The following is a 22,680-nucleotide window of genomic DNA, read 5'->3' on the forward strand; positions in this document are numbered from 1 at the left end:
CTTCATGACGGACATGGCGATTCAGGCCACCGGCCTGGTCAAGCAGTACGGCGGGAAAACAGCACTCGACCAGCTCACGCTCTCCGTCCCCCGGGGTGAGATCTTCGGGCTGCTCGGACACAACGGGGCGGGCAAAACGACGACGGTGAACATCCTGACGACGCTGCTGCCGCCCAGCTCGGGAACGGCATCGGTAGCCGGGCGGGACATTCGGACGCAGCCGGCACAGGTCCGCCGGGTCATCGGTTACCTTCCGGAAAACGTCCAGTTCTATGACAACCTCACGCTGAATGAGAACTTGATGTTCTTCGCCCAGCTTTCCGGTGTGCAGCATCCAGCCGCCAGGATCCGCACGGTGCTGGACATTGTCGATTTCCCCGGCCACGAACGTGAGCACATGGGAACCTTCAGTAAGGGCATGCGCCAGCGTGCCGGCATAGCCCAGGCCATCCTGCATGAACCGGCGGTCCTGTTCCTCGATGAGCCGACGTCCGGCCTGGACCCGCAGGGCGTGGCCACTCTGCGGAACATCATCATCCGGCTCAACCGGGAACTGGGGGTGACAGTCTTTATGAACACGCATCTCCTGGGGGAAGTGACGCGCACCTGCACGAGCATCGGCATCCTTGGTGCGGGCCGGCTCATCTACCAGGACTCCATCTCCGCGACTCTGGATTCCTTTCCCGGGCAGGACTCCCTTGAGGAGATCTACCTGTCGATTGCAGCCGGAACCCCATCATGAGCGTCTGGGCTGGCACCATCAGGCAGGAGACCGTCGCAGCCAGGCGGGAACGGCTTCCCCAGTTCCTGCTGGTGGTTTTTCTGGCCATGGTCGCGGCCTCGGCATTTATCGGTTCCGCCGCAAAAGGCACCGTCACAGCGGTGTACCAGGAAGCCGTGAGGGAGGGACTGACGTCGGCTCCGAATCCGTTCACAACAATCTCGCCCTTGTACTACGCCAGGAACACGGTGATCTACATCATCCTGATCGCCGCCCTGCTGGCCATCGTCATTGGTGCCCAGTCCACCCTGCGTGACCGCCGGGCCCGGACCATTGACCTGGTGCTTTCCCGGGACGTACCCCCCGCCAAATACCTCGCGGCCAAGCTGGCCGGAACCGGTTTGCTGCTGCTGTTCATCCTTGCCGTTGCCGCCCTTGTGAACCTCGCCTGCATTGCCGTCGCCACCGGCTCCTTTCCCACGCCAGCACAGGGCGCCCGCATCCTGGCCCTGTTCGGGGTGGCGTGGCTGTTCCTGATTCCCTTCGTCACCCTCGGAATGCTCAACGGCATCCGCTGCGCCACCGCAACCTCCGGGCTCCTGGTCCCTATCGTGGTCTGGAGCATCGTCATCTTTATCCTGCCCCTGCTGGGCACCGCCGCCCATCCCGTCTCCCTGCTGAACCCGGTATCCAAAGCTGCGCCCGCGGAGTCAGGTTTTTTCGAACTGACCAGCGCGGTGACGGGTCCGTTGTCCCTGGGTGAACAGTTCAAAAGAACCACAGCGCTGATCCTCGAAGATCCCCAGTCAGGTGGCACTGCGGAAGGCGGCCTGCTGGTGCTTCTCGGTTTCTTTTTCGCAGCCTGCCTTGCCCTGCTGGTAGCGGGTCCGAGCCACATGAGGAGGGAACTCCATGGCTGAGGTCGGAGTCCTTTGCCGGAAGGAGTTGAAGGACCTTTCGCGCAGCAGGGCAATTGCGATGCTCCTTGTTTTCCTGAGCGCGGTCATCCTCCTCTCGGTGCTGGTCGCGGCCGCGGACTACCGCGTGAAACTGGCGGAGTACACCGCCTATGCTGACGCCCTGAAGGCCGCAGGTGGCTCCCCCACCCCTCCGCCGAACCTCTTCCCCCTGCAGATGCTTCGGGCCGGCATCGAATACCTGGAAATTGTTGGCAGCCTTTTCGCGGTAATCCTCGGCTACGGGCTCGTGGCGAAGGAGAAAGGCAGCAACACACTCCAACTCCTCTTTACGCGGCCGCTAGGCAGGCACGCCTTTGCGGGAGGGAAAATCCTCGCAACAGTCATCGTCTGGCTCGTGGTGGTGGCGGCTCTGTTTGCCGTGGTCGCCTTGGCAGTCCTGCTGGCCGGCCGGGCACAGCTGGCGGGCCAGGACTTCCTCCGCCTGGCCATCGCCGCAGCGCACACCTGGGCCTACTTCATCATGTGGTCACTCCTGGCCCTTACTCTGGCCTCGCTCACCCGCCAGCCAGCCAGCGGGCTGGTCCTGGCCCTCGTTCTCTGGCTCGTTATCGTCCTGGTCATCCCGCAGATCGGAGACACCATGGACCCGGACAACCAGGTCCCCGGCGGCCTCTTCACCAGCCTGCAAATCGACAGGACGAACGAGAAGGCGCTCCTCACACACTTCGCCAGCTATGAAACCGGGCGCGATTTCGTGGAGCAGACGTCCGCCACCAAGCAGTACGAGCGTGCCGTCTTTGCCTACCTGGGAGTCAAAACCCAGTACAACCAAGTGCCCCTCGGCGCCGTCTGGGACGCCACCTCCCACAACAGCCTCTGGCTGTTGACCACCTCCGTCTTTACTGTGGCCGCAGCTTTCCTTTCCACCACCCGCGAGACCCTACTGAGAAAGCTCCCCTGATATGAAAAAGCTCCTTTCCCTGGTATTCATCCTTGCGGCAGCCCTCATCGGCCTCGTAGCCTGCGAGGCGTCACAGGGCAGCGGCAGCGCGCCGCGGACGGAATCTCCCGCCGCCTCCGGTGCCGCATCCGGCCCGGCTGTCCTGCCCGTTACAAAGAACCCGATCACCAATACCGGCACAAAAACGGGCCTGGCCATCAGCGAGACCATGGTGGAGAACAACATGGACAAGGCGTCAGGCAAGGAGGTCAGCGACAGGCTGCAGTTCACCCTTAAGAACTCCTCTGCCGAAGAGATCACCGGGGTGGAGGTCTACTACACGATGACCGAGACGCCGAGCGGAAAGACCGAGTCCTACTACCAAAAGCTTGAGGGGCTGACCATCGCCCCCAACAAGGAAGCAACGGTCTACTTCGACAACGAGTCGGGAGAAGGCCACTACCCGGAGAACAAGTTCAGCATCTACCGGACTTCACCCGAGGAAGTGAAGTTCGATATCGAGGCCAGCGCCCCGGGATTCGCGGCCGCACGGGGAACGGCCGTCAAGGAGGCAGGCCTCGAGGAAGCCGACTAGAACTGAGCCGCCGCCGTCAGGCCCCTGGTTGCTGACGAAGCTCGTTGCTGATGAAGCTCGCCCGGCGAAACTTAGCCCGACGGCGGGTGGCGGCTTTACTTATCGAAAGTCGACGCTGCTGTCTTTCGCTACCTCAAGCAGCGTGGCCTGGAAGGCAATTTCAGCGGCAGCGCGGACCCGGTCATGTCGGTGCGCCAGCAGCACCCGACGCGACGGGGCACTGGAGCCCAGGGACACAATGCTGACGCCGGGATGTTTGTTCACAACAGCGGTCCGCGGGGCCAGGGCAACGCCCAATCCCACACTGACCATGGCTTGGGCTTCCTGGTAGTCGTTGGCATGGAATGAGATTCGGGGCGAGAAACCTGCGGCCTGGGCGCTGCGGTGCAGCACCTCGACCACCGGGTGTTCCTCCTCCCGGACAATCCACTCCTCGTCGGCCAGGTCTGCCATGTCCACCTGCTTGCGCCGGGCAAGCCTGTGGTCCTTGCCCACGATCAGGGCTGTGGCATCCTCAAAGACAGTGGTGAGGGCGAAGTTCTCGGGGCTGATCCGGTTCCACTCGTAATCCCACAGCAGGGACATCCCCACCTGCCCGTTTTCCAGCATTTCAATTAGGTCGTTGAAACGGCTGCTGCGCACGTGCAGGTTTATCGCCGGGTACTGGGCCTTGAACCTGCTGATCACCAACGGGAGGAATGACCCACCCAGAGTGGGAAAAGTCCCCATGGTCAGGCTCCCCCGGTTGAGGCCCGCAATTTCGGCCAGATCCGCTTCGGCCGCTGCCATCTGCCGGAGGATCCTGCGCGTGTGGGCTGTGAGGACATGCCCGGCATCTGTGGGCACCATCCCCCGGGCCGTGCGCTGCAGGAGCGGCTGCCCAACCTCAGCCTCGAGCCGCCGAAGCTGCTGCGAGACACCCGACGGCGAATAGACGTGCTTGTCCGCCGCGGCCGTGATGGAACCAAGTTCCACCACGTCCAACAGCAGTTCCAGCCTTCTGACGTTCAGCACAGCGTTCCTCCCTGAAGGTTTCCTTCAACCCCCCTCACAATTCTAGGCATTGACTTCACACAGCGCGCCACTCCAGCGCAGTCGCCGCGTTGATTTCACCGCCTTGCCATAGAAGGCCCGCAAAACGATCCAAATCCGCACCCACGTTTGAAGTAAAAGTGCATACTCCTGCAGTTTTTAGCGTTTGTAATTCATATGGGAGCGGCATCACACTGGGTTATCCGAGGTGGCCAGTAACCCCCGATGAGGCCTCCGGGAAAGGTGTGGAAGCAAATGTTAAAGATCCCTGCCGCGTGGATGCGCGGAGGCACCAGCAAGTGCTGGGTCTTCGAATGGGACAGCCTGCAGGTTCCAGGAAAGACCGTGGATGAGGTACTCCTGCGTCTGTTCGGAAGCCCGGACAACCGCCAGATCGACGGCGTCGGCGGCGGTACCTCCACCACCAGCAAAGCCGTCATCCTTTCCCCCTCGATCTCGGACGAAGCGGATGTGGATTACACGTTCGCCCAAGTGGGCATCGAGGAACAGCGCGTGGACTGGGGCAGCAACTGCGGCAACTGTTCCGCCGTCGTCGCACCCTATGCCATCCAGCGCGGCTGGGTGGCCGCCGGCCAGGACAGTACCGCCGTCCGGGCACTGAATACCAACACCAACCAGCTCATCCTGCAAAAGGTCTCCACCCCCGGCGGCGTACTTGCCGACTCCGGAGACCAGATGATCCCGGGTGTTCCCTTCCCCGGCCTTGCGGTGGGGATGGGCTTTTTTGACCCTGCCGGCAGGACTACGGGCCGGCTCTTCCCTACCGGGGAACCGGTGGACAAGGTGACCTTTGACGGACGCCTGGTGACGGCAACCCTCATCGACGCCGGCGCACCGGTGATCGTGCTGGAGGCTGAGGCCGTTGGCCTGACCGGGCACGAGACGGCAGCGGAAATCGACGGCCGGGCAGATCTGCTGGTGCATCTTGATGATGTCCGGAGGGACGCCGCCGTGCGCATGGGCCTGGCGGAAAGCCGGGCGGACGCCGAGCGTGCAATCCCCAAACTGGCCCTGGTGGCCAAAGCGGATGAGGACGACGACGCCGACGTGGTGGTCAGGATGCTCTCGATGGGCCGGCTGCACCCGGCCCTCGCCATCACGGGAAGCGTTGCCCTGACCATGGCCGCCCAGCACCAGGGAACTGTCGTCGCGGACCTCATCAGTGGCGACGTCGCCGCAGGGGTCACCATGCGGACGCCTGCTGGCCTGGTCCAGACCTGGTCCGAAACCAGGGACGGAACCCCCGTCGTCGGCGCGCTCCGCAGTGCACGCCGGCTTGCCGATGCAGAACTCCTGCTGCCGGACACCTGGTAGCGCCAACCCACAGCACGCCGCTTCCGGTGACACCCGTACACCGGCACGGCACAACCGAAGGACACCTCAATGACGAGTCAAAAGTCTTCCCTGGAGCCTCCCCTGGGCTTCGAAGAAGCAGCGGCTACCGAATTGCCTGATCCGCCGCAACACAGCCGCCGGACCGTGCTGGGAGCAGTCGCTTCGTTCGCCGTTCTCGGCCTGGCCACCACCGTCCTGGGCGAGGGCCTCCTCAACCCGCCGTCCAGCACCGAAGACGGGAACTTCAGCGGTGAAACCCTTGAATTCCTGATTCCCCTGGCCTCCGGTGGCGGCACGGACACCTGGGCACGCTTTATCGGCACCGAGCTGACCAACTACATTCCGGGCCGTCCCGGCTTCGCCCCCGTCAACGAACCCGGCGGCGAGGGAATCTCAGGCACCAACAAGTTCGCCCGCTCGGCGAAGACCGACGGCACGGAGATCCTGGTGGGAACCGCCTCTACCGTGGTGCCGTGGGTCCTGGGCCGCTCCGCGGTGAAGTATTCGTTCGAGGACCTGAAACCGGTGGTAGTTAATGGCACTGGAGGCGTCATTTACGCCCGCACCGAAGCGGGGGTCAACGGTATCGGCGACCTCGTCAACAGGGACAAGCCCCTCGAATTCGGCGGCATCAGCGCCACCGGCCTGGACATCACCACCCTGGTCGCCTTCGACCTGCTGGAGGCCGATGTAACGTCCACCTTCGGCTTCGAGGGGCGCGGCCCGGTCAACCTGGCACTCCAGCGAGGCGAAATCGACCTGGACTACCAGACCACCTCCGCTTACGGCTCCGCCGTCGAGGGCATAGCCAAAGAAGGCAAAGCAACTGTCCTGATGTCCTTCGGGCAACTGGATGGGTCAGGGGACGTAGTCCGCGACCCGAACTTCCCTGACGTCCCCACCGTTCCCGAAGCCTACGAGCAACTGCACGGCAAAAAGCCTTCCGGCGAAAAGTTCGAGGCCTACAAGACGCTGCTCGGGCTGACGTACACCTACCAAAAAGGGCTGTGGGTCCCGCAGGAGACTCCCGAGAAGGCTGTCACGCTGCTGCGTGAATCAAGCGAGAAGCTCGGTACCGACAAGGAATTCCAGACCAAGGCCGGCAAAGTCCTCGGCGGCTACCCCCTCGTAGCGGACGCAGAAATGGCTGACCGCGTAAGGGATGCCTACACCGTCAGCAACTCCGTCAGGTCCTACGTCAAGGAACTGCTGGAGACCAAATACAACATCCACGTTGAATAAGGACCATCATGCTTGACTCCGCTATGGCAGCGCTGGCATCACTCGCTGACCCGTCCCTGCTCCTTATGCTCCTGATCGGCACCGTCGCCGGCCTGATCATGGGCCTCATCCCCGGCCTCGGCGGCACCGGCGCCGTCGCCATCCTGCTGCCCATCACCTTCGGCATGGAACCGCCCCAGGCCCTGGCGCTCCTCATCGGAGCCCTCGCCGTCGTCCATACTTCAGACACCGTCTCGGCCGTCCTGCTCGGCGCCCCCGGGTCAGCCTCGGCCAGCGTGACAATGCTGGACGGCTACTCCATGGCCAAGAAGGGCCAGGCGGCCAGGGCGCTGACACTTGCCTTCCTGTCCTCCATGGCGGGCGGCATCATCGGTGCCGTCGGCCTGACGCTGGCCATCCCGCTGGCCCGCCCGCTGGTGCTGTCCTTCGCGAGCCCGGAACTGTTTATGCTGACAGTCCTCGGTGTCGCCTTGGCAGCCGTTCTCTCCCGCGGCAACATCATCAAGGGCGTCTCGGCGGGCCTGCTCGGCCTGGTCCTTGGCATGGTTGGCACCTCGCCGACGACGGCCGAGGAGCGCTTCACCTTCGGCAGCCTGTTCCTGGGCGACGGCCTCTCACTGGTGGCTGTGGCCCTGGGTATCTTCGGCCTGGCCGAAATCGCGTCCCGCGCCAGCCAGCGGCGCGGCCAGACGGAAAACATCACCCTCGGCGGCGGCTGGGGCAAGGGCATCCGCGAATGGCTGTCCCACTGGACGCAGGTGATCCGCGGCGCCCTCATCGGCATCTGGGCAGGGGTCCTGCCCGGCGTCGGCGCCACCGCGGGAACGTGGCTGGCCTACGGACAGGCAGTGGCCACGGCCAAGGACAAGCGGCAGTTCGGCAAGGGCGACCCCCGCGGCATCGTGGGCCCGGAAAGCGCCAACAACTCCGTCGAAGCCGGCGACCTGATCCCTACCCTGCTGTTCGGCATCCCCGGCGGCGTTCCCTCGGCGATGCTCCTGGGCATGCTGCTCACTTACGGCATCCAGCCGGGCCCCTCAATCATCACCGAACACCTGGACCTGATGTACCTGATCGTGTGGTCCTTCGCGATCGCTTCGATCCTGGGCGCCCTGTTCTGCTTCCTCAGCGTCAAGCAGCTCGCCAAGCTCACCAAGGTTCCCTTCGCCGTCCTCGCCGCAGGCCTCGTGGCCGTGATGCTCCTCGGATCCTTCCAGGAGGGCGGCCAGCTCGGCGACCTCTGGGTCATGATCATCCTCGGCGTCTTCGGCTGGCTCCTGAAGTCCACCGGGTTCCCCCGGGCGCCGTTCCTGATCGGATTCGTCCTGGCCATCCCACTGGAGCGCTACTACTTCCTGACGGACAGCCTGTACAACGGGCTGGACTGGATGGCACGCCCCGGGGTGCTGGTCTTCCTCGCGATCCTGGTCCTGCCCATCCTCTGGGCCTTCATCAAGTTCATCCGTGCCCGCCGGAACACCAACCTCGACGACGGCCACCGCAACGAGCGCCCGGAAGATGACGAGAGCCCGCTGAAGAACTCCACCTGGTCCGTCGCTGCAGCCGGAATCTTCGCCGTCGCCTTTGCCGCGGCACTGATCTCCTCCGCGCAATTCTCACCCGAGGCACGCCTTGTGCCGCAGCTGGTGAGCATCGGCGGACTGGTCTTCTCCGGGATCCTGCTCTTCACGGAGATCCGGACACGGCTCCGCGCCAGGACAGCCTCGGCCGGCTGGACACTCGATGCCGGCTTCGCCATGAAGACCTTCCTCTGGATGACAGGGTTCCTCGCCCTCACGGCAGCATTCGGCTACCTGATTGCCGTGACGGTCTTCATCCCGGCGTTCCTGCTCATCGTCGCCAGGGCGCGCCTCAAGGTGGCCCTGATTTACACAGTGGCGCTGTACGTGGTGCTTCTCGCGCTCCCGTCACTCCTTCCCATCGACCTGCCGCAGGGCTGGCTGAACACGCTTGTCTAGGCGCCCCATGCCTCCAAACACCACAGGAAAGAACACAACCATGACGGTTCTCGTTGCCTATGTCCCTTCGCCTGAGGGCCGTGAAGCCCTTAGCCAGGGCATCACCGAAGCAGTCCTTCGAACCTCGGACCTCCTGATCGTCCACGTTGGCCGCGGCCATCACGGCCTCGAGCCCGCAGAAATGAAGGACATCGAAAACCAGCTGCAGGCGGCCGGGCGGGAGCTGACCATTGAGTCCTCCATCCTCTCGGACCCCGGGGACGCGGTGATCCAAATTGCGCAAGACCGAAACGTGGACATGATCGTCGTCGGACTGCGGCACCGCTCCATGGTGGGAAAACTCATCCTGGGAAGCACCGTGCAGCGCATTCTGCTGGACGCCACCTGCCCGGTCCTTGCGGTCCGGCCGGACCGGCTCAACTAGCCACCCAGCGGGACCGGATCTGTCCTGGTCCCGCTGTGGCTGCCGGCCTCCGCCGGCAGGCGTGTCCAACCCCGCATTCCATCGCAACAGGAACCCCGAAGGACGGGCGCGGGACGGGACCACGCACAAGAAGGAGGCAGGGGAACCCCGCGGTCCCCCTGCCTCCTTCCCGACGGCCAGCCCTCTTCCTGCGCAGCGACGGCGTCACGGTTTACCGGCGCCCGAAGACCGGCGCCACCACCTGAACCCCTGAGGAAACCCATGATTAAAACGGCACAACGCACCACGGCCTCCGAAGCCGGGACCACGAGGCAATCTCCCCCGCGCAGTCCGCGCCGCCGTATCCTACTGATTGCGGTGGCCGCTTTTGTGATTCTGAGTTTGGTCGCCCTCGTGCTGGGAGGGAGCCTCTTCACCCCGGCGGCCGCCACGACCTCGGAGCCGACCTTGACCGCCACCCAGATCATCCCGCTCGTGATCCTCGTCCTGATGTTCATCATTGCCACGAAATGGCCGCTGAACATCGGCGTGATGGGCCTGGTGGCATCCTTCGGCGTCGGCTACTTTATGCTCGGGATGACCGACCGGGAGATCCTGGCAGACTTCCCCGCCAGCATCGTGCTGACAATCATCGGTGTCACTTACTTCTTCAGCATGGCCCAGAAGAACGGCACCATCGACATCATCGTCCAAGCCTGTGTCCGTCTTGTCAGGGGCAAGACGATGGTGCTGCCCTGGGTGTTCTTCCTGCTGGCCGCCGCACTGACGTCGTTGGGCACTTTCTCGCCCGCCGCCGTCGCGCTGCTCGCACCGGCGGCCATTGGCTTCGCCTACGAATCCCGCATCCACCCTGTGGTGATGGGTGCGTTCATTATCAACGGAGCCCACGCCGGCGGCTTCTCGCCGCTGTCCGTGGCCGGTGTCCTGGTGCACAACATCGCCGAGGAGAACGGTTTTCCCATTTCCCAGGGCGGACTCTTCGTCGCCAGCTTCGCCGTTAACTTCATCCTGTCCGTCCTCACCATCGTGGTGTTTGCCCTGCTGGGGCGGCTGCGCGAGGGCGGAACCGGTCAGCTCATTGACCTGGATATTTCGAAGACCACCCGTCCCCACGGGCAGCAGATCCTCACCCTGGTGCTGATCCTGACCATGCTCGTGTGCACCCTGGGCTTCCACATGCCCATCGGCTTCGTCGCCCTCTCCGCCGGACTCCTGCTGGCCCTGATCAACATCAAGGAGCACCAGACCTTCATCGGCGGCATCTCCTGGTCAACGGTCCTGCTGGTGGCCGGCATGATCACCTACGTGTCGCTGCTCCAGCATGTGGGCGTCATCGACACGCTCGCTGAGCAGGCCCTCGCCCTCGGGGCTCCGCTGCTCATCGCCCTCGTTCTCTGCTACGTGATTGGCATCGGTTCTGCCTTCGCCTCCTCGACGGCGTTGCTCACCGCCTTTATCCCGCTGGCCGGCCCGCTCCTTGCCACCAGCAGCCTCAGCGCCTCCGGAACCGTAGCCGCCCTGGCCATCGCCGCGACCGTCGTCGACGTTTCCCCCTTCTCCACCGACGGCGCGCTGGTGGTGGCCAACGCACCGGAAGCAGACAGGCAGCGCGTGTACCGGCAGCTCATGTTCTACGCGGGTGCCATCGTCCTGGCCGCCCCGGTACTTGCCTGGGCGCTGCTGGTGCCCACGGACATTATGTGACCCTCGCCTTTTTCCGCAGAGATTGGGGAACGTCCGACGGCGGGCGGCCGGCTTTGGTGCCGGCCGCCCGCCGTCGGGCTTTAGGACAGAGCCATCCGCTGCTAGAGGCAGGTGGGCCGGTAGGCGGGGTCTGCCGGGCCGGAAGGATTGCCGAGGGCATGGGCTACGATCTGATGCACTACGGGATCGTTCGGCGTCTGGTCGTGTTCAAAGACATCTGCCGGGCACTTGTCCTGGATGGTGATGTTGGTGACCTGCCGGGCCGGACCTGCCAGGAACTGGCTGTTGTAGGGAATGACCACTTCGTCGTAGATCGTGGAGATGACTGTGTAGGACGGTCCTCGCACTGTGTCGCCGATGGAGTTGAGCTTCTGCATAAAAACGGAACCGGCCTGCTGGTCGGCACAGGCAGCGCAGCCCAGACCGGCGAAATCGGGATCCTCGATAAAACTCGGGGGCGGGACGATCACGCCTTCCGTGCCGTGGTTTGAAGGGGCGATGCCGACGAGTTGATTGACGTACATCGCGCCGCCGAGGAAGCCCATGTAGTAGCGGGGCATCATGCCGCCTTGGCTGTGGCCCACCAGGTTTACCTTCTTGGCTCCGGTCGCAGTACGGACCGCATCCACGAATGGGGCCAGTTCCTGAGCTGATTCTGCCACCGGCGCGGTGGCGTACACACCGTTCGTCTCACCGTAATTGAGCGCGAAAACGCAGTAGCCGGCGCTCTTGAGGTACGGAGACAGCGTTGACCAGTTCTTTTCCATGCTCTCGAAGGTTCCCGGCACCAGGATGACTGGATAAGGATGCGCGGCGCTGGGTTTGCAGGACCAGTCGTTGGCTCCCGGCGGGGAAATCTCGATGGCCTGGGCGGGAGCCGCAACCACGGATGTGGCAAGGACGGCGGCAGCGGCAGCGGACAGGACCCGGGTGAGCAGTGACATGGAAACCTCTTTGTTTATGTGCCAACAGGGGCGACCGGTGCTGATGGACTTGTAGCGCCGTAACAGCACCGGCCGGGTTTTCCATGCTGGCAGCGCCGCCGCTGAAGTGGGCGTGGACTGCACAAACGTGCGGCGAAATTTGTCCCAGGGGCCCGGCCTCCCCCTTTTGGTACTCATAGCAACCGGGCGCATTGTTACTGGTGAGTAGCCGGGTGGCCGGTCAAAGGCGCCCGGAAAAGCTCTCGCGGAGCCTGCACGAACGTGCTGCATCCGATCCGGCAGCGCCGAGCGCGTGTGGCACGCCCTTATCCGGTCAGTTTTTGCGCGTTGTGCGCATGTGGGGTTGCGCTCAACGCGCAGGTTCTTTATGATTTTAATCATGATCGGAGCCTGGCGGCTCGGTCCCCTCCACCTTTCCCTCCCCCAACAATGAGGTTGATTGATGTCTCTTCCAATCAAGGCCACCATGGAAAAAGTTCCCGGTGGCATGATGTTGATTCCCCTGCTCATCGGTGCCATGCTCGGCACCTTCGCCCCGGATTCCGCAAAATTCTTCGGCTCCTTCACCGGTGCACTGTTCACCGGCGGCACCACCATCCTCGCCGTGTTCTACGTCTGCATGGGTGCCAGCATCGATATCAAAGCGACTCCGTACATCCTGAAAAAGGGCGGCGTCCTCTTCGGCACCAAAGTCCTGTTCGCCGCCATCATCGGTGTTATCGCCGGCAGGTTCATGGGTGAGCTTCCCATCGACGGGGGTCTGCTTGCAGGCCTGTCGGTCCTGGCCATCCTGGCAGCCCTGAATGACACCAACGGCGGAATGTACATGGCACTTATGGGCCAGTACGGCAAGCCCAAGGACGTGGCAGCCTACTCCGTCATGACGCTGGAATCGGGCCCGTTCCTGACCATGGTCACGCTGGGCATCGCCGGCCTGTCGGCTTTCCCGTGGCAGACCCTGGTGGGCGCCATCATTCCCCTGCTCCTCGGAGCCGTGCTCGGCGCCCTTGACCCGGCCATGCGCAAGTTCCTTTCCTCCGCGGCCCCTGTCCTGATTCCGTTCTTCGCCCTCGCCCTTGGCTTCGGCCTGAACCTCGGACAGGTTGTTAATGCAGGCCTGCTGGGCGTGGTTCTTGGCCTGTTCGTGCTGATCGTCGGCGGTACGGTGCTCTTCTTCGCTGACAAGCTCACCGGAGGCACAGGCCTCGCCGGCCTGGCTGCTGCCACCACTGCGGGCAACGCCGCCACGGTTCCCATGCTTGTGGCCACGGCCAACCCTGCATACCTCCCCGCTGCCGGACCGGCCACCGTCCTGGTTGCCGCGTCCGTAGTGGTCACCGCCATCGGCTGCCCGATCATGGTCGCCTGGTACGCCAAGCGCCTTAAGAACAAGGAAGCCGCCGCGTCACAGGAGGTGTCCGCAGCGGTATGAACACCAACGCAGCCACGCGCTGGGCAATCATCGCCGACGACCTGACGGGAGCGGCAGATGCGGCCGCAGCCTACGGTCCCACGCACACCAGTTCCGTAATCCTCGACGTCGACTGCACCTGGCCCGAGGCCGAGATCCTTTCGATCAACACCGAGAGCCGCTACCTGGCGGCGGAAAAGGCTGCCTCGGCTGTCACCTCCGCCGTGGGGCGCGCCTTGGCCCAGGACCGCCGGGTCTTCAAGAAGATCGACTCATTGCTTCGAGGCAATGTCGGAGCCGAGGTCGCGGCAACACTGGCGGGGATCACTCAGGGCCGCGGCAAGGGCCTCGCCATTGTGGCACCGGCCTTCCCGGCCACGGGCAGGACCACCCAGGGCGGGATTGTCTACGTGGGCGGTGTTCCGAACACTGAAGGAAGCTTCGGCGGCGACATCGCCGGAGCACTTGCCGACGGCGGCCTCACCGCCGAAGTGGCGACCGGAACTTCCGGACGCACCCCGGAGGAACTCGCGGCGCACCTGCGGGACGTGCAGGAACTCGGGATCAACGCCGTCGTACTGGACGCCTCCTCGGACCATGACCTGAAAGTTATCGCGGCGGCTGCGAAACTGTTGGACTTCCCCGCGCTCCTGGTCGGCTCCGGCGGACTGGCCGGGCACATCGCTGCACGCGAAGAAGGAACGGGTGCGCGGAATGCGCAGGTGCGGCCAATTAGCCGGACCCTGACCGTGATCGGCAGCTACTCCAGCCTTGCTCGGCAGCAGACCGGGGAACTCGTCGCCGCCGGCGCTGAGCACATCACGCTGGACCACGACGCGCTGGCCGAGCCGGCGGTTGCCCGCCAGGTTGCAGAAGCGATGACCCGGAATGATGTGGTGCTGACGCCGGATCCGATGGGAACCGTCGACAAGTCACAGGCACTCGTGGTGGCAGAGGCTTTGGCCCGTGCCACCGCTGCGGGCATCGGCCACTGTGATGCACTCGTCATGACCGGCGGGGAAACCGCCACCGCGGTCTTGAAAGCCCTCGGCGCGGGCAGCTTCACCGTCCTGGGCGAGATTGAGCCCGGCGTCGTGATGAGCCTGCTGCCCGAGCCCCTCCCCCTGCTGGTCACCAAGGCCGGCGCGTTCGGAGACGCCGGTACGCTGGCCCGGACCACACAATTTCTCACTGGCACTACGACTGAAATGAGTATCAAATAATGGGACGCCCGATTGTTGCCATCACCATGGGCGATGCGGCCGGCATTGGCCCGGAAATCATCGTCAAGGCCCTGGCCGACGCGGAACTCCGGTCAAAGGCCCGCATGCTCGTCATCGGGGACCTCCGCCGGCTGCAGCTCGCTGCGGACGTCGTCTCCAGCACGCTGACCCTGCGCAAGGTCACGGACCCGTCCGAGGCGCTGTTCGAAGAGGGCACCATCGACGTGCTCGACATCGACTGCATCCCGGAGGACCTCGCCTGGGGCGAGCTCTCGGCCGCGGCTGGACATGGCTCATTCCTCTTCATCGAGAAGGCCGTTTCCCTGGCAATGGACAAGCAGGTGGATGCCATCTGCACCGGGCCGCTGAACAAGGCAGCCCTGCACGCGGCAGGCCACAAGTACCCCGGCCACACCGAACTCCTCGCCGAACTAACCGGCACCGAGGAAGTTTCCATGATGCTGACTGCCCCGAAGATGCGCGTGATCCACGTGACCACCCACATCGGCCTGATCGATGCGATCGCCAAGATCAACGGTGACCTGGTTTACCGGACCATCAAGCGCGGGCACGAACTGCTGCAGGCCTCGGGCATCGAAAACCCGAAGATCGCGGTGTGCGCCATCAACCCCCACGCTGGCGAAAACGGACTGTTCGGCTATGGCGAAGAAGCCGAAAAGATCCAGCCTGGCATCGAGAAGGCGCAGGCTGACGGCATCAACGCCTTCGGCCCGCTCCCGGCCGACACCCTGTTCTTCCTGGCCGGCCGCGGCGACTTCGATCTCGTCGTAGCCCAGTACCACGACCAGGGCCACGGCCCGGTGAAGGTCCTTGGCCTGGAGAACGGCGTGAACATCACTGTGGGCCTCCCCGTGGTGCGCACGTCCGTTGACCACGGCACGGCCTTTGATATCGCCGGCAAGAACATCGCCGACCACGAGTCGCTTCTTGAGGCTCTCCGGCAGGCAGTGGACCTGGCGCCGGTGCGCGAGGAAGTCCTCTAGGATCACAAGCAGAACGGCCGGTCAGCGTAGAATTGCTGACCGGCCGTTGCCGTCTCCGGCCCCGGTGGTTGAGCCTCTTGAACCCCGGGCCGGAACTAGCATGGTTACCACTGCCACGGGAAGGAGACTGGGAATGCTCAGCGCAAACGCGCGGCGCGAGGAGATCTACCACCTTGCCGTGACCACCGGCCTTGCTTCCGTGGAGGAGCTCTCCGCCCGGTTCGAGGTAACAGCCTCCACCATCCGCCGCGACCTGGCGCTGCTGAATGGGCAGGGCCGGCTGGCCCGCACCTACGGCGGCGCCATGGCCCTCGGCGCCCACCCGGAAGCATCGCTGCGGCAGCGCACCGGCGAGGCGTTCGAGCAGAAGCACGCCATTGCCCGCTGGGCGGCATCCGTGATCCGGCCCGGCGAGAACATCCTGCTCGACGCCGGCTCCACCGTTGGCGCCCTGGCCCACGAACTGCGCGGGTTCGAGACGCTGTCCGTGACCACGCCGGGCATCAACACCATGCAGGAACTCGCCGAGTCCGAGGGCATCGAGGTGGACTGCCTGGGCGGCCGGCTGCGGAGTGTTTCGCAGAGTTTTGTGGGCCCGCTGGCCGAGGCGGCGCTGGAGCGGATGAGCTTTGACCGCGTGTTTTTGGGCGCCGACGCGGTCACCGCCGAGGACGGCATCTGCGAGGCCAGTCACGAGCAGACCCGCCTCAAGGAGCTCATGGCCCGGCGCGGCAATGCTGTGTACGTGCTGGCGGATTCCTCCAAGCTTGGGCTCCGGCCGTTCCACGCGTGGGCAAGGCTGGCTTTGCCGTGGACGTTGGTGACGGACGACGGCGCCGACCCCGTCCAGGTGCAAAAGTTCCGGGACGCTGGGGTTGAGGTTGAGGTGGCTGTAGTTAAGGGATAAGTACCGGCTTGCTGAGCAGGTGTCGGGAGACCCTCTGGACCTCAAGCACCAAGGGCTATAACAACCACCTACTAACGTGAAACCCGCAGATCAAACCGCGTGAAGCCCTCGAGCCATTCGGCAAAGTCCAGCGCCAGCGCATCTGCCCCCGGCCGTGCAACAACCTGGACAGACAGCGGCAGGCCCTCGGAGGACAACGCAATGGGCAGCGAAACAACAGGTGCGCCAACCATGGTTACAGCCCTGCATTGGCCCATGATGTCCCAGCCAAAAATGGCCTGCCCGTCAATGTCCAGCTTTCCGGACACGTCGCAAGCAGGACCGCCGGCCACCGGCAGGAGGACGATGTCAGCGGTATCGAACACCGCTAGGTCCCGTCTTCTTGCCTGTTCGGATTCCGCAACGGCCGCTTCGAGTTCCCCCGCGCCGGTTTGCATGGAGCGCCGGATGACGTCGAGGTTCGCAGGGAGAATCAGGTGCTCCCGGCCGGCGACTGCCGCGGCATGATCAACCATCGGATCAATAGGGCGGAGCCGGTTATAGGCCACCAGTGACCCCGCAAATAGGTCCGGTACATACGTCAGGGTCCGGACCTCCGGCGCGATCTGCTCCGCCAATGACGCGATCATCGCTGACACTTCATGCCGTACCGGCCCCAAGGCGGAACCATCACTCCATGCCACCACAACGTTGCCGGGGACAGCCCCGGCAAGTGAAGTCCGGACCCCGGGGCGTAGATCCGTCAGCACTGCGAGCGCCGTCCGCAGGTCCCGCACGGATCGGGCGAGCGGGCCAACGACTTGAGTGGCGGCCTGAAGGCGGGCACCGGGCGGGGACGGGTTGGCGCTCCCGTACCAGCCGCCTGCTCCCGGAACGATTCCCAGGTCAGGAACTGAACGCGGGGTGGGCCGCAGTGCGGTGATACCCACACATTGCGCCGGCCACCGCAGTGATCCGCCGTAGTCGGTGCCCAGGCCGAGTGCCGAAATGCCGGCAGCGACGGCGGCAGCCTCGCCCCCGCTCGAGCCACCCGCCGTCGCACCGGGAAACCGGGGGTTGAGCGTCCGGCCCCCGACGGCGCTCTCGGTGATGGCACCGAAGGCAAACTCGGGGCAGTTGGTTTTCCCAATCACCACGGCCCCGGCCTCCTGCAGCCGCCGCACAGCAGTGGCAGTGAATGAGGCAACATTTCCGGCGTATGCGGCACTGCCGCCGGTCAGCTGCAAACCTGCCACAGCGATGACATCTTTGACGCTGAGTGGAACACCGGCCAGCGGCCCCAGATCCTCCCCGCGGTTCCGACGGCGGTCCACCTCCCTCGCGGCAAGGGCAGCCCCGTCCCAGTCCTCCTGGATGAAAGCACAAAGATCGGGGGTTGCATCGGCCCGTGACCGCGACTCCGCCAAGATGCTCCCCGCGGAGGCTTCACCGGTACGAACCGCGGAGGCAAGCGCAGTGGCGTCGCGGAGTGCAGTCTTCATGAAGCGAACGTATCAGGACGATGTCCGCCCGAAATCACTCGCCCGCCTGACTGTACGATCTTGCTAGTCCAGTAGGGGCGGCAGATTTACGAGCTGAAGGATCATTGGGGGAAGTCTTAATGCCGGAACTGAAACGCATCTATTGGACCCGCACAGGTTTGCGGCTGGCATACTTGGGCGTCATGCTGTGGCTGGTGTCTGCAGCCTTATTGTCGCTCACGTCCAACATGCAGCCCGGCGCGGCGCCGCGCCCATCCTCCAGCTCAGGCGTAGGTGTGGTCCGCGAGGTGGTCAGCGACATGTTCGACGGCGTCTTGGCCGCCATAATGGCACCGGGCCTGTTCGCCGTCGCACTGGTCATCGTCGCCGCCGTCGTGAATGCCCGGGACACCCGGCGCCGGGATCCGGTGCGTCGATTCACTCGCCAGCAACGCCGGGAGGGCATGGCCCGGGCGAACGGACTGTGCGAGATGGAGGCAGGTTTGCGGCGGCGATGTTCCCGCCCCGCTGAGCACGGCGACCACTTCTATCCCTGGTCCAAGGGCGGGTCCACCAGCCTGCAGAACTTTGTGGCCGCGTGCGCCAGGTGCAACCGCGCCAAGGGCGCCCGGATTCCCACCCCGGGCCAGCAGGAAAGGCTGGAACGACGACGGCGGGACTACCTTGCGCCGTCGGCTTCCGTCAGCGTCGGTGAAAGGCAGCCGCTCCCCTGACTTCAGTCTGGCCGGTAAACCTGGCGGCGTGCCTCCGGATGGCGGACCAGGTCAGGGTTCCAGCCGCCTGCGCAGGAGGCAGAACTCGTTGCCCTCAGGGTCGGCCAGGACGTGCCATTGCTCGTCGCCCGTCTGCCCGACGTCGGCCGGGCGGGCTCCAAGGCTAAGCAGCCGTTCCAACTCGGCGTCCTGGTCCCGGTCCACCGGGTTGATGTCGATGTGCAGAAGGAGGCGCCCGGGCCGCGGATTGCTGCTCGGGCTGAGGATGATGGTCGGCTGCAGACCACCGAACCCGGCGTCCGGCGGGCCGATCTCGATGGCTCCGTCCTCCCTGTCCAGCTCGACATACCCGAGAACCTCGCTCCAGAACCCTGCCAGCAGTTCCGGGTCGGCGCAGTTGAGGACCAGTTCGCTAATTCGGGAGACCATGGACTCCAGTGTACGGAGGCCCTGCCCGAACGGTCAGCAAACTGAACGGTCACCAAACGGAGGCTTGTCCAACAAACCCGTTACACCGGTAGGCTGGAACTTCCAAGACCCACAAAGCGAGGCATAACGTGCACCAGGACGCCGCCCGGTTCCTGTCCCAGCCGGTGGCCGCCCAGCCCGGCTCACCCCTCCGCGTCGCGGTGTACTCCCGGATCGCCGAAGCCATCCGCAACGGCCTCCTCACGCCCGGCTCCATGATCCCCACCGAAACCGAGCTCGGTGCCGACATGAAAGTCAGCCGCACGGTGGTCCGTGAAGCCCTCATGCTGCTCGAGGAGGACGGCCTCATCAGGGCGCGGCGCGGCGTCGGACGTTTTGTCTCGGACACGCTCCCCCGCATCGGCATCGAACGCATCCGCCCCTTCGAGGAAGTCCTCGGCAGCCCCGGCCAGCAGCTCGAGGTCAAGCGCATCCAGGTGGTGCGCCAGCCCGCGTCCGAGTTTGCCGCCCCCGGCGTCGGCGTCGAACCGGGCACCGACTGCTGGCTCTGGGAATCGATCCTGATCCGCGACGGCGAGGCCATCGCCCATCTCCAGGAAAACATCTCTGCCCAGCCCGTCAGCCTCGGCAAAAGCGCCGCCGCGCCCCTGGACATAAAGGACGACGGCGGCGCCACCTTGCTTGCCGCGCTCAACAACCAGCTGAGCCGGCTGCCCGGTCCGGGCGAGTGCCAGATCAGCCTCAGCCAGGTGGGTCCCAGCCGTGCGAAGCTGCTGGACCTGCGCCCGTCCGACCCCGTGCTGGTCCTCACCCAGTACGTTCGGAACGGCAACCAGCCCTTCTACCTGGCCAAATGCCTGATCGCCGCCAGGGCCGGGCACCTCTCCGTGATGCAGTCGCTGCAGTCCTAATTCAGGATCCGCCTAAGGCCGTACGCAACCGACAGCGTCGCAGGCATTCACGCGACCATGCGCCCACTGGGTACCGGTGCCTTTGATCTTTTCGGCCGATGTTTGGACCTTCTCCCGGACGGACGCGTTTGAGATGTCGGGAGCTGTACTCCAGACCAGCGCCGCAACAGCAGCAACAATGGGCGAGGCCATCGAAGTGCCGCTGCCGATGTCGTACCCCGTGGACCGGTTGTTCTGGGTGCCCAGGACGAACGGGTGGTTTGGGAAGGTTGAGAAGACACTGACGCCTGGCGCGGCCACATCCACCCACTTGCCGTAGGTGGAGAAGGATGCCTTGGCGTCGTTGTTGTCCGTTGCGGCAACGGCAATAACGTTCGGGTAAGCGCCCGGGTAGATCTGGGCCTGGGTGCCGCCGTTACCGGCTGCCGCAACGATCACCGCACCCTTGCTCCAGGCGTTATTGACCGCAGCCTCTAGGGTGCGTGATGACACGCGCTGTCCGAGGCTCATATTGATTACCTTGGCACCGTTGCTGGCCGCCCAGCTGATGCCGTTCGCAATGACTGAACTGGAGCCGGACCCGCTGTCGTTGAGGACCTTGACATCCAGGATTCCGCAATCCGGACACACACCCGCAACACCAATCGAGTTGTTCCTCTTGGCGGCAACGATGCCGGCAACGTGCGTGCCGTGGCCATACTTATCCTCCGGATCGGCTTTGGGATCCTCTTTAGTGTCCCCACTCACGAAGTTCGCGTAACCAACAACCTGCGGCGCGATGTCGTCGTGGACGTTAGCAACACCCGAATCCAGCACGGCAACCTTGATGCTGCCGCCGGTGCTGTCGAGGCCGGTGGTGGTGCCCCAGGCTTCGACGGCGTCGACATCAGCGTCCGGCTTGCCCCCGGCAATATCGGCCCGGGGGATGTACGGATTTGTGCCGGGCTCGGTGTAGTTGTTGGTGAATGATTGGCCCCCATTGTGCAGTGCGTATTGGCGGTCGAAGTAGGTGTCATTTGTAGCGGCGGTAACCACATGGTCCGGCTCGGCATACTCAACCACGGGGTTCCGGCTCAGCGCCTCAATGAGCCGAAGTTCCTTACCTTCGGGCACTTTGATGAGGTGCGCCCCTGTACCCCCGATGTCAGGGCCGTCCGTGAGCCCATGCTGCCGCAGCACGCCGGCCGCGGCGCGGTTGTCCCGGAACTTCACCATGATTTGCCCTGTGATGTGCGATGGATCCGGCGCCGCGTTTCCCACAACTGCCGAGTTGATTGCCCCAAACGCCAACATTGCCGCTGCGAAGCCAGCCATAACGATCTTTTTCATGGGGGTCATATTGCTCCAACCTGCACTGCCTGGCTATAGGAAACCGGCAACCTCCCATAACAAGTCTTAATCGAGGGAGGCGTGCTTCTTCCGCGGCCGCGGAAGAAGCACGCCAGCCCATGGAGGTCAAGTGGTAGTGCCGATGTCCCTCTTGCGCCCACCCAGGCCCAGCATGGTCATGGCAACAGACAGGACTAAGCCGGAGGCTATCAGCGGGGTGGTTTCCTTGTTCGGGTGCCGAAAAGGACTCCAACGTGCTCCGCTCCACACGCTGCCAAGGATGTAGAGGGCAACGCTTCTGGCCACAGACCGTCCCCGGAGTTTTTGTCCAGCTATGCCGACTTGAACCGTCCGGAACCCTGCATAGCTGGACAAAAACTCTTAATGGGTGGGCCGGGCGTCAGGCGAGTGACCCTGCCGAGGCGAGTGCCGCCGTCGTACGCTGCTCGAAGCCAAGCAGCGTCTCCACCAGGTGCGGCGCGAAGTCCTCCTCGAGTGACAGCACCACACGGCACCGCGCCCCCGCCACCGGAGGGTAGCCCTTGTACAGGCCCCGGAGGTCGCAGATGGTCTGCCCGCGGCCAGGCCCGTGGGAGGTGTCGACGGCGGCACGCACCACGGGTGCGACAGCGGCCCTAGCAGCGCCAACAGCGAGCGCCGCCGCCAGCGGGTCGTGCATGGCGGAGCAGGGCCGGCCGTAAATGTCCTCGTAGAACCGGAAGTAGTAGCCGAGCATCTCCCCCAGCGCCTGCGGCACCGGCGACGATGACTTCAGCAGCGCCTGCCGGTGGGTCTCCTCGAGGACAGAGTTCATGGTCACGTCCAGCGGCACCAGGGTCACGTCCCAGTCGGCGGCCAGCACCAGGGCGGCGGCCTCGGGGTCGTTGAAGATGTTGGCCTCCGCCACCGGCGTGATGTTCCCGGGAGCCAGGGCCGCCCCGCCCATCACCGTGACCGACTCCACCAAAGACGGCAGGGAAGGCTCCAGCCGGAGGGCCTCGGCAATATTGGTCAGCGGACCAATCGCCAGCACCTTCAACGTGCCCGGGTACGTGCGGGCCAGCCGCACCAGCATCTCAGCCGCGGACTCCCCCACGAGGGAAGCAGCCGCCGTCGGAAGCGTTACCCCGCCGATCCCGTTCTCGCCGTGCACCCACGGCGCCCCGCCGCCGAAGGACCCGGCAAGGGGGTGGTGCGCACCAAGGGCCACCGGCACATCATCGGAACTAGCAAGCGCCAGCAGGTCCAGGGTGTTGCGGGCGCCAACGGCGGCACTGACGTTGCCGCTGACGGTCCCGATCCCGACCACGTCAGCAAGAGGTGAGGCCAGCAGGTAGGCCAGGGCGAGGGCGTCGTCGATGCCGGTGTCGCAGTCCAGGTAGAACGGGGAGGGCGTGGTCATGGTGGTTCTCCTA

General features: G+C 64.6%; 21 protein-coding genes. 15 read left to right on the forward strand and 6 right to left on the reverse strand.

What is annotated here, in order from left to right:
• Positions 1 to 4 precede the first annotated feature (4 nt).
• Genes G6R19_RS12375 through G6R19_RS12390 form a run of 4 tightly spaced genes read left to right on the forward strand, consistent with a single transcriptional unit; the run spans position 5 to position 3,176 of the window.
• Positions 5 to 742 carry an ABC transporter ATP-binding protein gene (locus G6R19_RS12375; RefSeq protein WP_163165358.1) on the forward strand — a complete coding sequence of 246 codons (738 nt, stop codon included), beginning with the start codon at positions 5 to 7 and terminating at the stop codon, positions 740 to 742.
• The gene (locus G6R19_RS12380; RefSeq protein WP_163165360.1) at positions 739 to 1,641 is read left to right on the forward strand and encodes an ABC transporter permease; all 903 of its coding nucleotides are present in this window, start codon (positions 739 to 741) and stop codon (positions 1,639 to 1,641) included. Before G6R19_RS12375 ends, G6R19_RS12380 begins: the two co-directional genes overlap by 4 nt.
• Positions 1,634 to 2,602, forward strand: coding sequence for an ABC transporter permease subunit (locus G6R19_RS12385; RefSeq protein ID WP_163165362.1), 969 nt, complete (start codon positions 1,634 to 1,636; stop codon positions 2,600 to 2,602). The genes G6R19_RS12380 and G6R19_RS12385 overlap by 8 nt, the downstream gene beginning before the upstream one ends.
• A 1-nt stretch (position 2,603) precedes the next feature.
• On the forward strand, positions 2,604 to 3,176 hold the full coding sequence (locus G6R19_RS12390) for a hypothetical protein (protein WP_163165364.1): 573 nt from the start codon (positions 2,604 to 2,606) through the stop codon (positions 3,174 to 3,176).
• A gap of 99 nt (positions 3,177 to 3,275) precedes the next feature.
• Here the strand turns inward: G6R19_RS12390 and G6R19_RS12395 are convergent, their stop codons facing one another.
• A complete protein-coding gene (locus tag G6R19_RS12395; protein ID WP_163165366.1) occupies positions 3,276 to 4,190 on the reverse strand; it encodes a LysR family transcriptional regulator in 915 nt (304 codons plus the stop codon).
• Between the two features lie 273 nt (positions 4,191 to 4,463).
• Between G6R19_RS12395 and G6R19_RS12400 the strand changes: the two genes are divergently transcribed.
• The 5 genes from G6R19_RS12400 to G6R19_RS12420 all read left to right on the forward strand — a co-directional run bounded on the left by G6R19_RS12400 (position 4,464) and on the right by G6R19_RS12420 (position 10,913).
• Positions 4,464 to 5,543 (forward strand): PrpF domain-containing protein, encoded by a 1,080-nt coding sequence (locus G6R19_RS12400; protein WP_163165368.1) that lies wholly within the window; start codon positions 4,464 to 4,466, stop codon positions 5,541 to 5,543.
• Positions 5,544 to 5,612: 69 nt separating this feature from the next.
• Positions 5,613 to 6,806 carry a hypothetical protein gene (locus tag G6R19_RS12405; protein ID WP_163165370.1) on the forward strand — a complete coding sequence of 398 codons (1,194 nt, stop codon included), beginning with the start codon at positions 5,613 to 5,615 and terminating at the stop codon, positions 6,804 to 6,806.
• A gap of 8 nt (positions 6,807 to 6,814) precedes the next feature.
• Positions 6,815 to 8,785, forward strand: a complete 1,971-nt coding sequence (locus G6R19_RS12410) for a tripartite tricarboxylate transporter permease (RefSeq protein WP_163165372.1) — start codon at positions 6,815 to 6,817, stop codon at positions 8,783 to 8,785.
• 40 nt (positions 8,786 to 8,825) lie between these two features.
• Complete coding sequence (locus tag G6R19_RS12415; RefSeq protein ID WP_163165374.1) at positions 8,826 to 9,209, forward strand: universal stress protein; 384 nt, start codon at positions 8,826 to 8,828, stop codon at positions 9,207 to 9,209.
• Between the two features lie 447 nt (positions 9,210 to 9,656).
• Complete coding sequence (locus G6R19_RS12420; protein WP_240341860.1) at positions 9,657 to 10,913, forward strand: SLC13 family permease; 1,257 nt, start codon at positions 9,657 to 9,659, stop codon at positions 10,911 to 10,913.
• A gap of 101 nt (positions 10,914 to 11,014) precedes the next feature.
• Here the strand turns inward: G6R19_RS12420 and G6R19_RS12425 are convergent, their stop codons facing one another.
• Complete coding sequence (locus G6R19_RS12425; RefSeq protein ID WP_163165378.1) at positions 11,015 to 11,857, reverse strand: alpha/beta fold hydrolase; 843 nt, start codon at positions 11,855 to 11,857, stop codon at positions 11,015 to 11,017.
• A gap of 442 nt (positions 11,858 to 12,299) precedes the next feature.
• On the opposite strand from G6R19_RS12425, the gene G6R19_RS12430 reads away from it, so the two are divergent.
• The 4 genes from G6R19_RS12430 to G6R19_RS12445 all read left to right on the forward strand — a co-directional run bounded on the left by G6R19_RS12430 (position 12,300) and on the right by G6R19_RS12445 (position 16,402).
• Entirely contained in the window at positions 12,300 to 13,289 is a 990-nt protein-coding gene (locus G6R19_RS12430; protein WP_163165380.1) for a 2-keto-3-deoxygluconate permease, read from the forward strand.
• Positions 13,286 to 14,491, forward strand: a complete 1,206-nt coding sequence (locus tag G6R19_RS12435; RefSeq protein ID WP_163165382.1) for a four-carbon acid sugar kinase family protein — start codon at positions 13,286 to 13,288, stop codon at positions 14,489 to 14,491. The genes G6R19_RS12430 and G6R19_RS12435 overlap by 4 nt, the downstream gene beginning before the upstream one ends.
• Entirely contained in the window at positions 14,491 to 15,495 is a 1,005-nt protein-coding gene (pdxA, locus tag G6R19_RS12440) for a 4-hydroxythreonine-4-phosphate dehydrogenase PdxA (protein ID WP_163165384.1), read from the forward strand. The genes G6R19_RS12435 and pdxA overlap by 1 nt, the downstream gene beginning before the upstream one ends.
• A gap of 133 nt (positions 15,496 to 15,628) precedes the next feature.
• Positions 15,629 to 16,402 (forward strand): DeoR/GlpR family DNA-binding transcription regulator, encoded by a 774-nt coding sequence (locus tag G6R19_RS12445; RefSeq protein WP_163165386.1) that lies wholly within the window; start codon positions 15,629 to 15,631, stop codon positions 16,400 to 16,402.
• A 71-nt stretch (positions 16,403 to 16,473) separates the two neighbouring features.
• Here G6R19_RS12445 and G6R19_RS12450 read toward each other — a convergent pair whose 3' ends face one another.
• The gene (locus G6R19_RS12450) at positions 16,474 to 17,883 is read right to left on the reverse strand and encodes an amidase (protein ID WP_163165388.1); all 1,410 of its coding nucleotides are present in this window, start codon (positions 17,881 to 17,883) and stop codon (positions 16,474 to 16,476) included.
• 119 nt (positions 17,884 to 18,002) lie between these two features.
• Here G6R19_RS12450 and G6R19_RS12455 point away from each other — a divergent pair, with 119 nt between their 5' ends.
• Positions 18,003 to 18,596: an HNH endonuclease gene (locus G6R19_RS12455; RefSeq protein ID WP_163165390.1), complete on the forward strand. Its 594-nt coding sequence runs from the start codon at positions 18,003 to 18,005 to the stop codon at positions 18,594 to 18,596.
• 51 nt (positions 18,597 to 18,647) lie between these two features.
• Here the strand turns inward: G6R19_RS12455 and G6R19_RS12460 are convergent, their stop codons facing one another.
• A complete protein-coding gene (locus G6R19_RS12460) occupies positions 18,648 to 19,025 on the reverse strand; it encodes a VOC family protein (RefSeq protein ID WP_163165392.1) in 378 nt (125 codons plus the stop codon).
• 128 nt (positions 19,026 to 19,153) lie between these two features.
• Between G6R19_RS12460 and G6R19_RS12465 the strand changes: the two genes are divergently transcribed.
• Positions 19,154 to 19,936, forward strand: coding sequence for a GntR family transcriptional regulator (locus G6R19_RS12465; RefSeq protein WP_163165394.1), 783 nt, complete (start codon positions 19,154 to 19,156; stop codon positions 19,934 to 19,936).
• A gap of 12 nt (positions 19,937 to 19,948) precedes the next feature.
• Here G6R19_RS12465 and G6R19_RS12470 read toward each other — a convergent pair whose 3' ends face one another.
• Both G6R19_RS12470 and G6R19_RS12475 read right to left on the reverse strand, forming a co-directional pair.
• Positions 19,949 to 21,265 carry a S8 family serine peptidase gene (locus tag G6R19_RS12470; RefSeq protein WP_163165750.1) on the reverse strand — a complete coding sequence of 439 codons (1,317 nt, stop codon included), beginning with the start codon at positions 21,263 to 21,265 and terminating at the stop codon, positions 19,949 to 19,951.
• 400 nt (positions 21,266 to 21,665) lie between these two features.
• Positions 21,666 to 22,667: a nucleoside hydrolase gene (locus G6R19_RS12475; protein WP_163165396.1), complete on the reverse strand. Its 1,002-nt coding sequence runs from the start codon at positions 22,665 to 22,667 to the stop codon at positions 21,666 to 21,668.
• Positions 22,668 to 22,680 lie beyond the last annotated feature (13 nt).

This window comes from Arthrobacter sp. Alg241-R88 (genome assembly GCF_900537115.1).
In the GTDB taxonomy this organism is placed as follows: domain Bacteria; phylum Actinomycetota; class Actinomycetes; order Actinomycetales; family Micrococcaceae; genus Arthrobacter.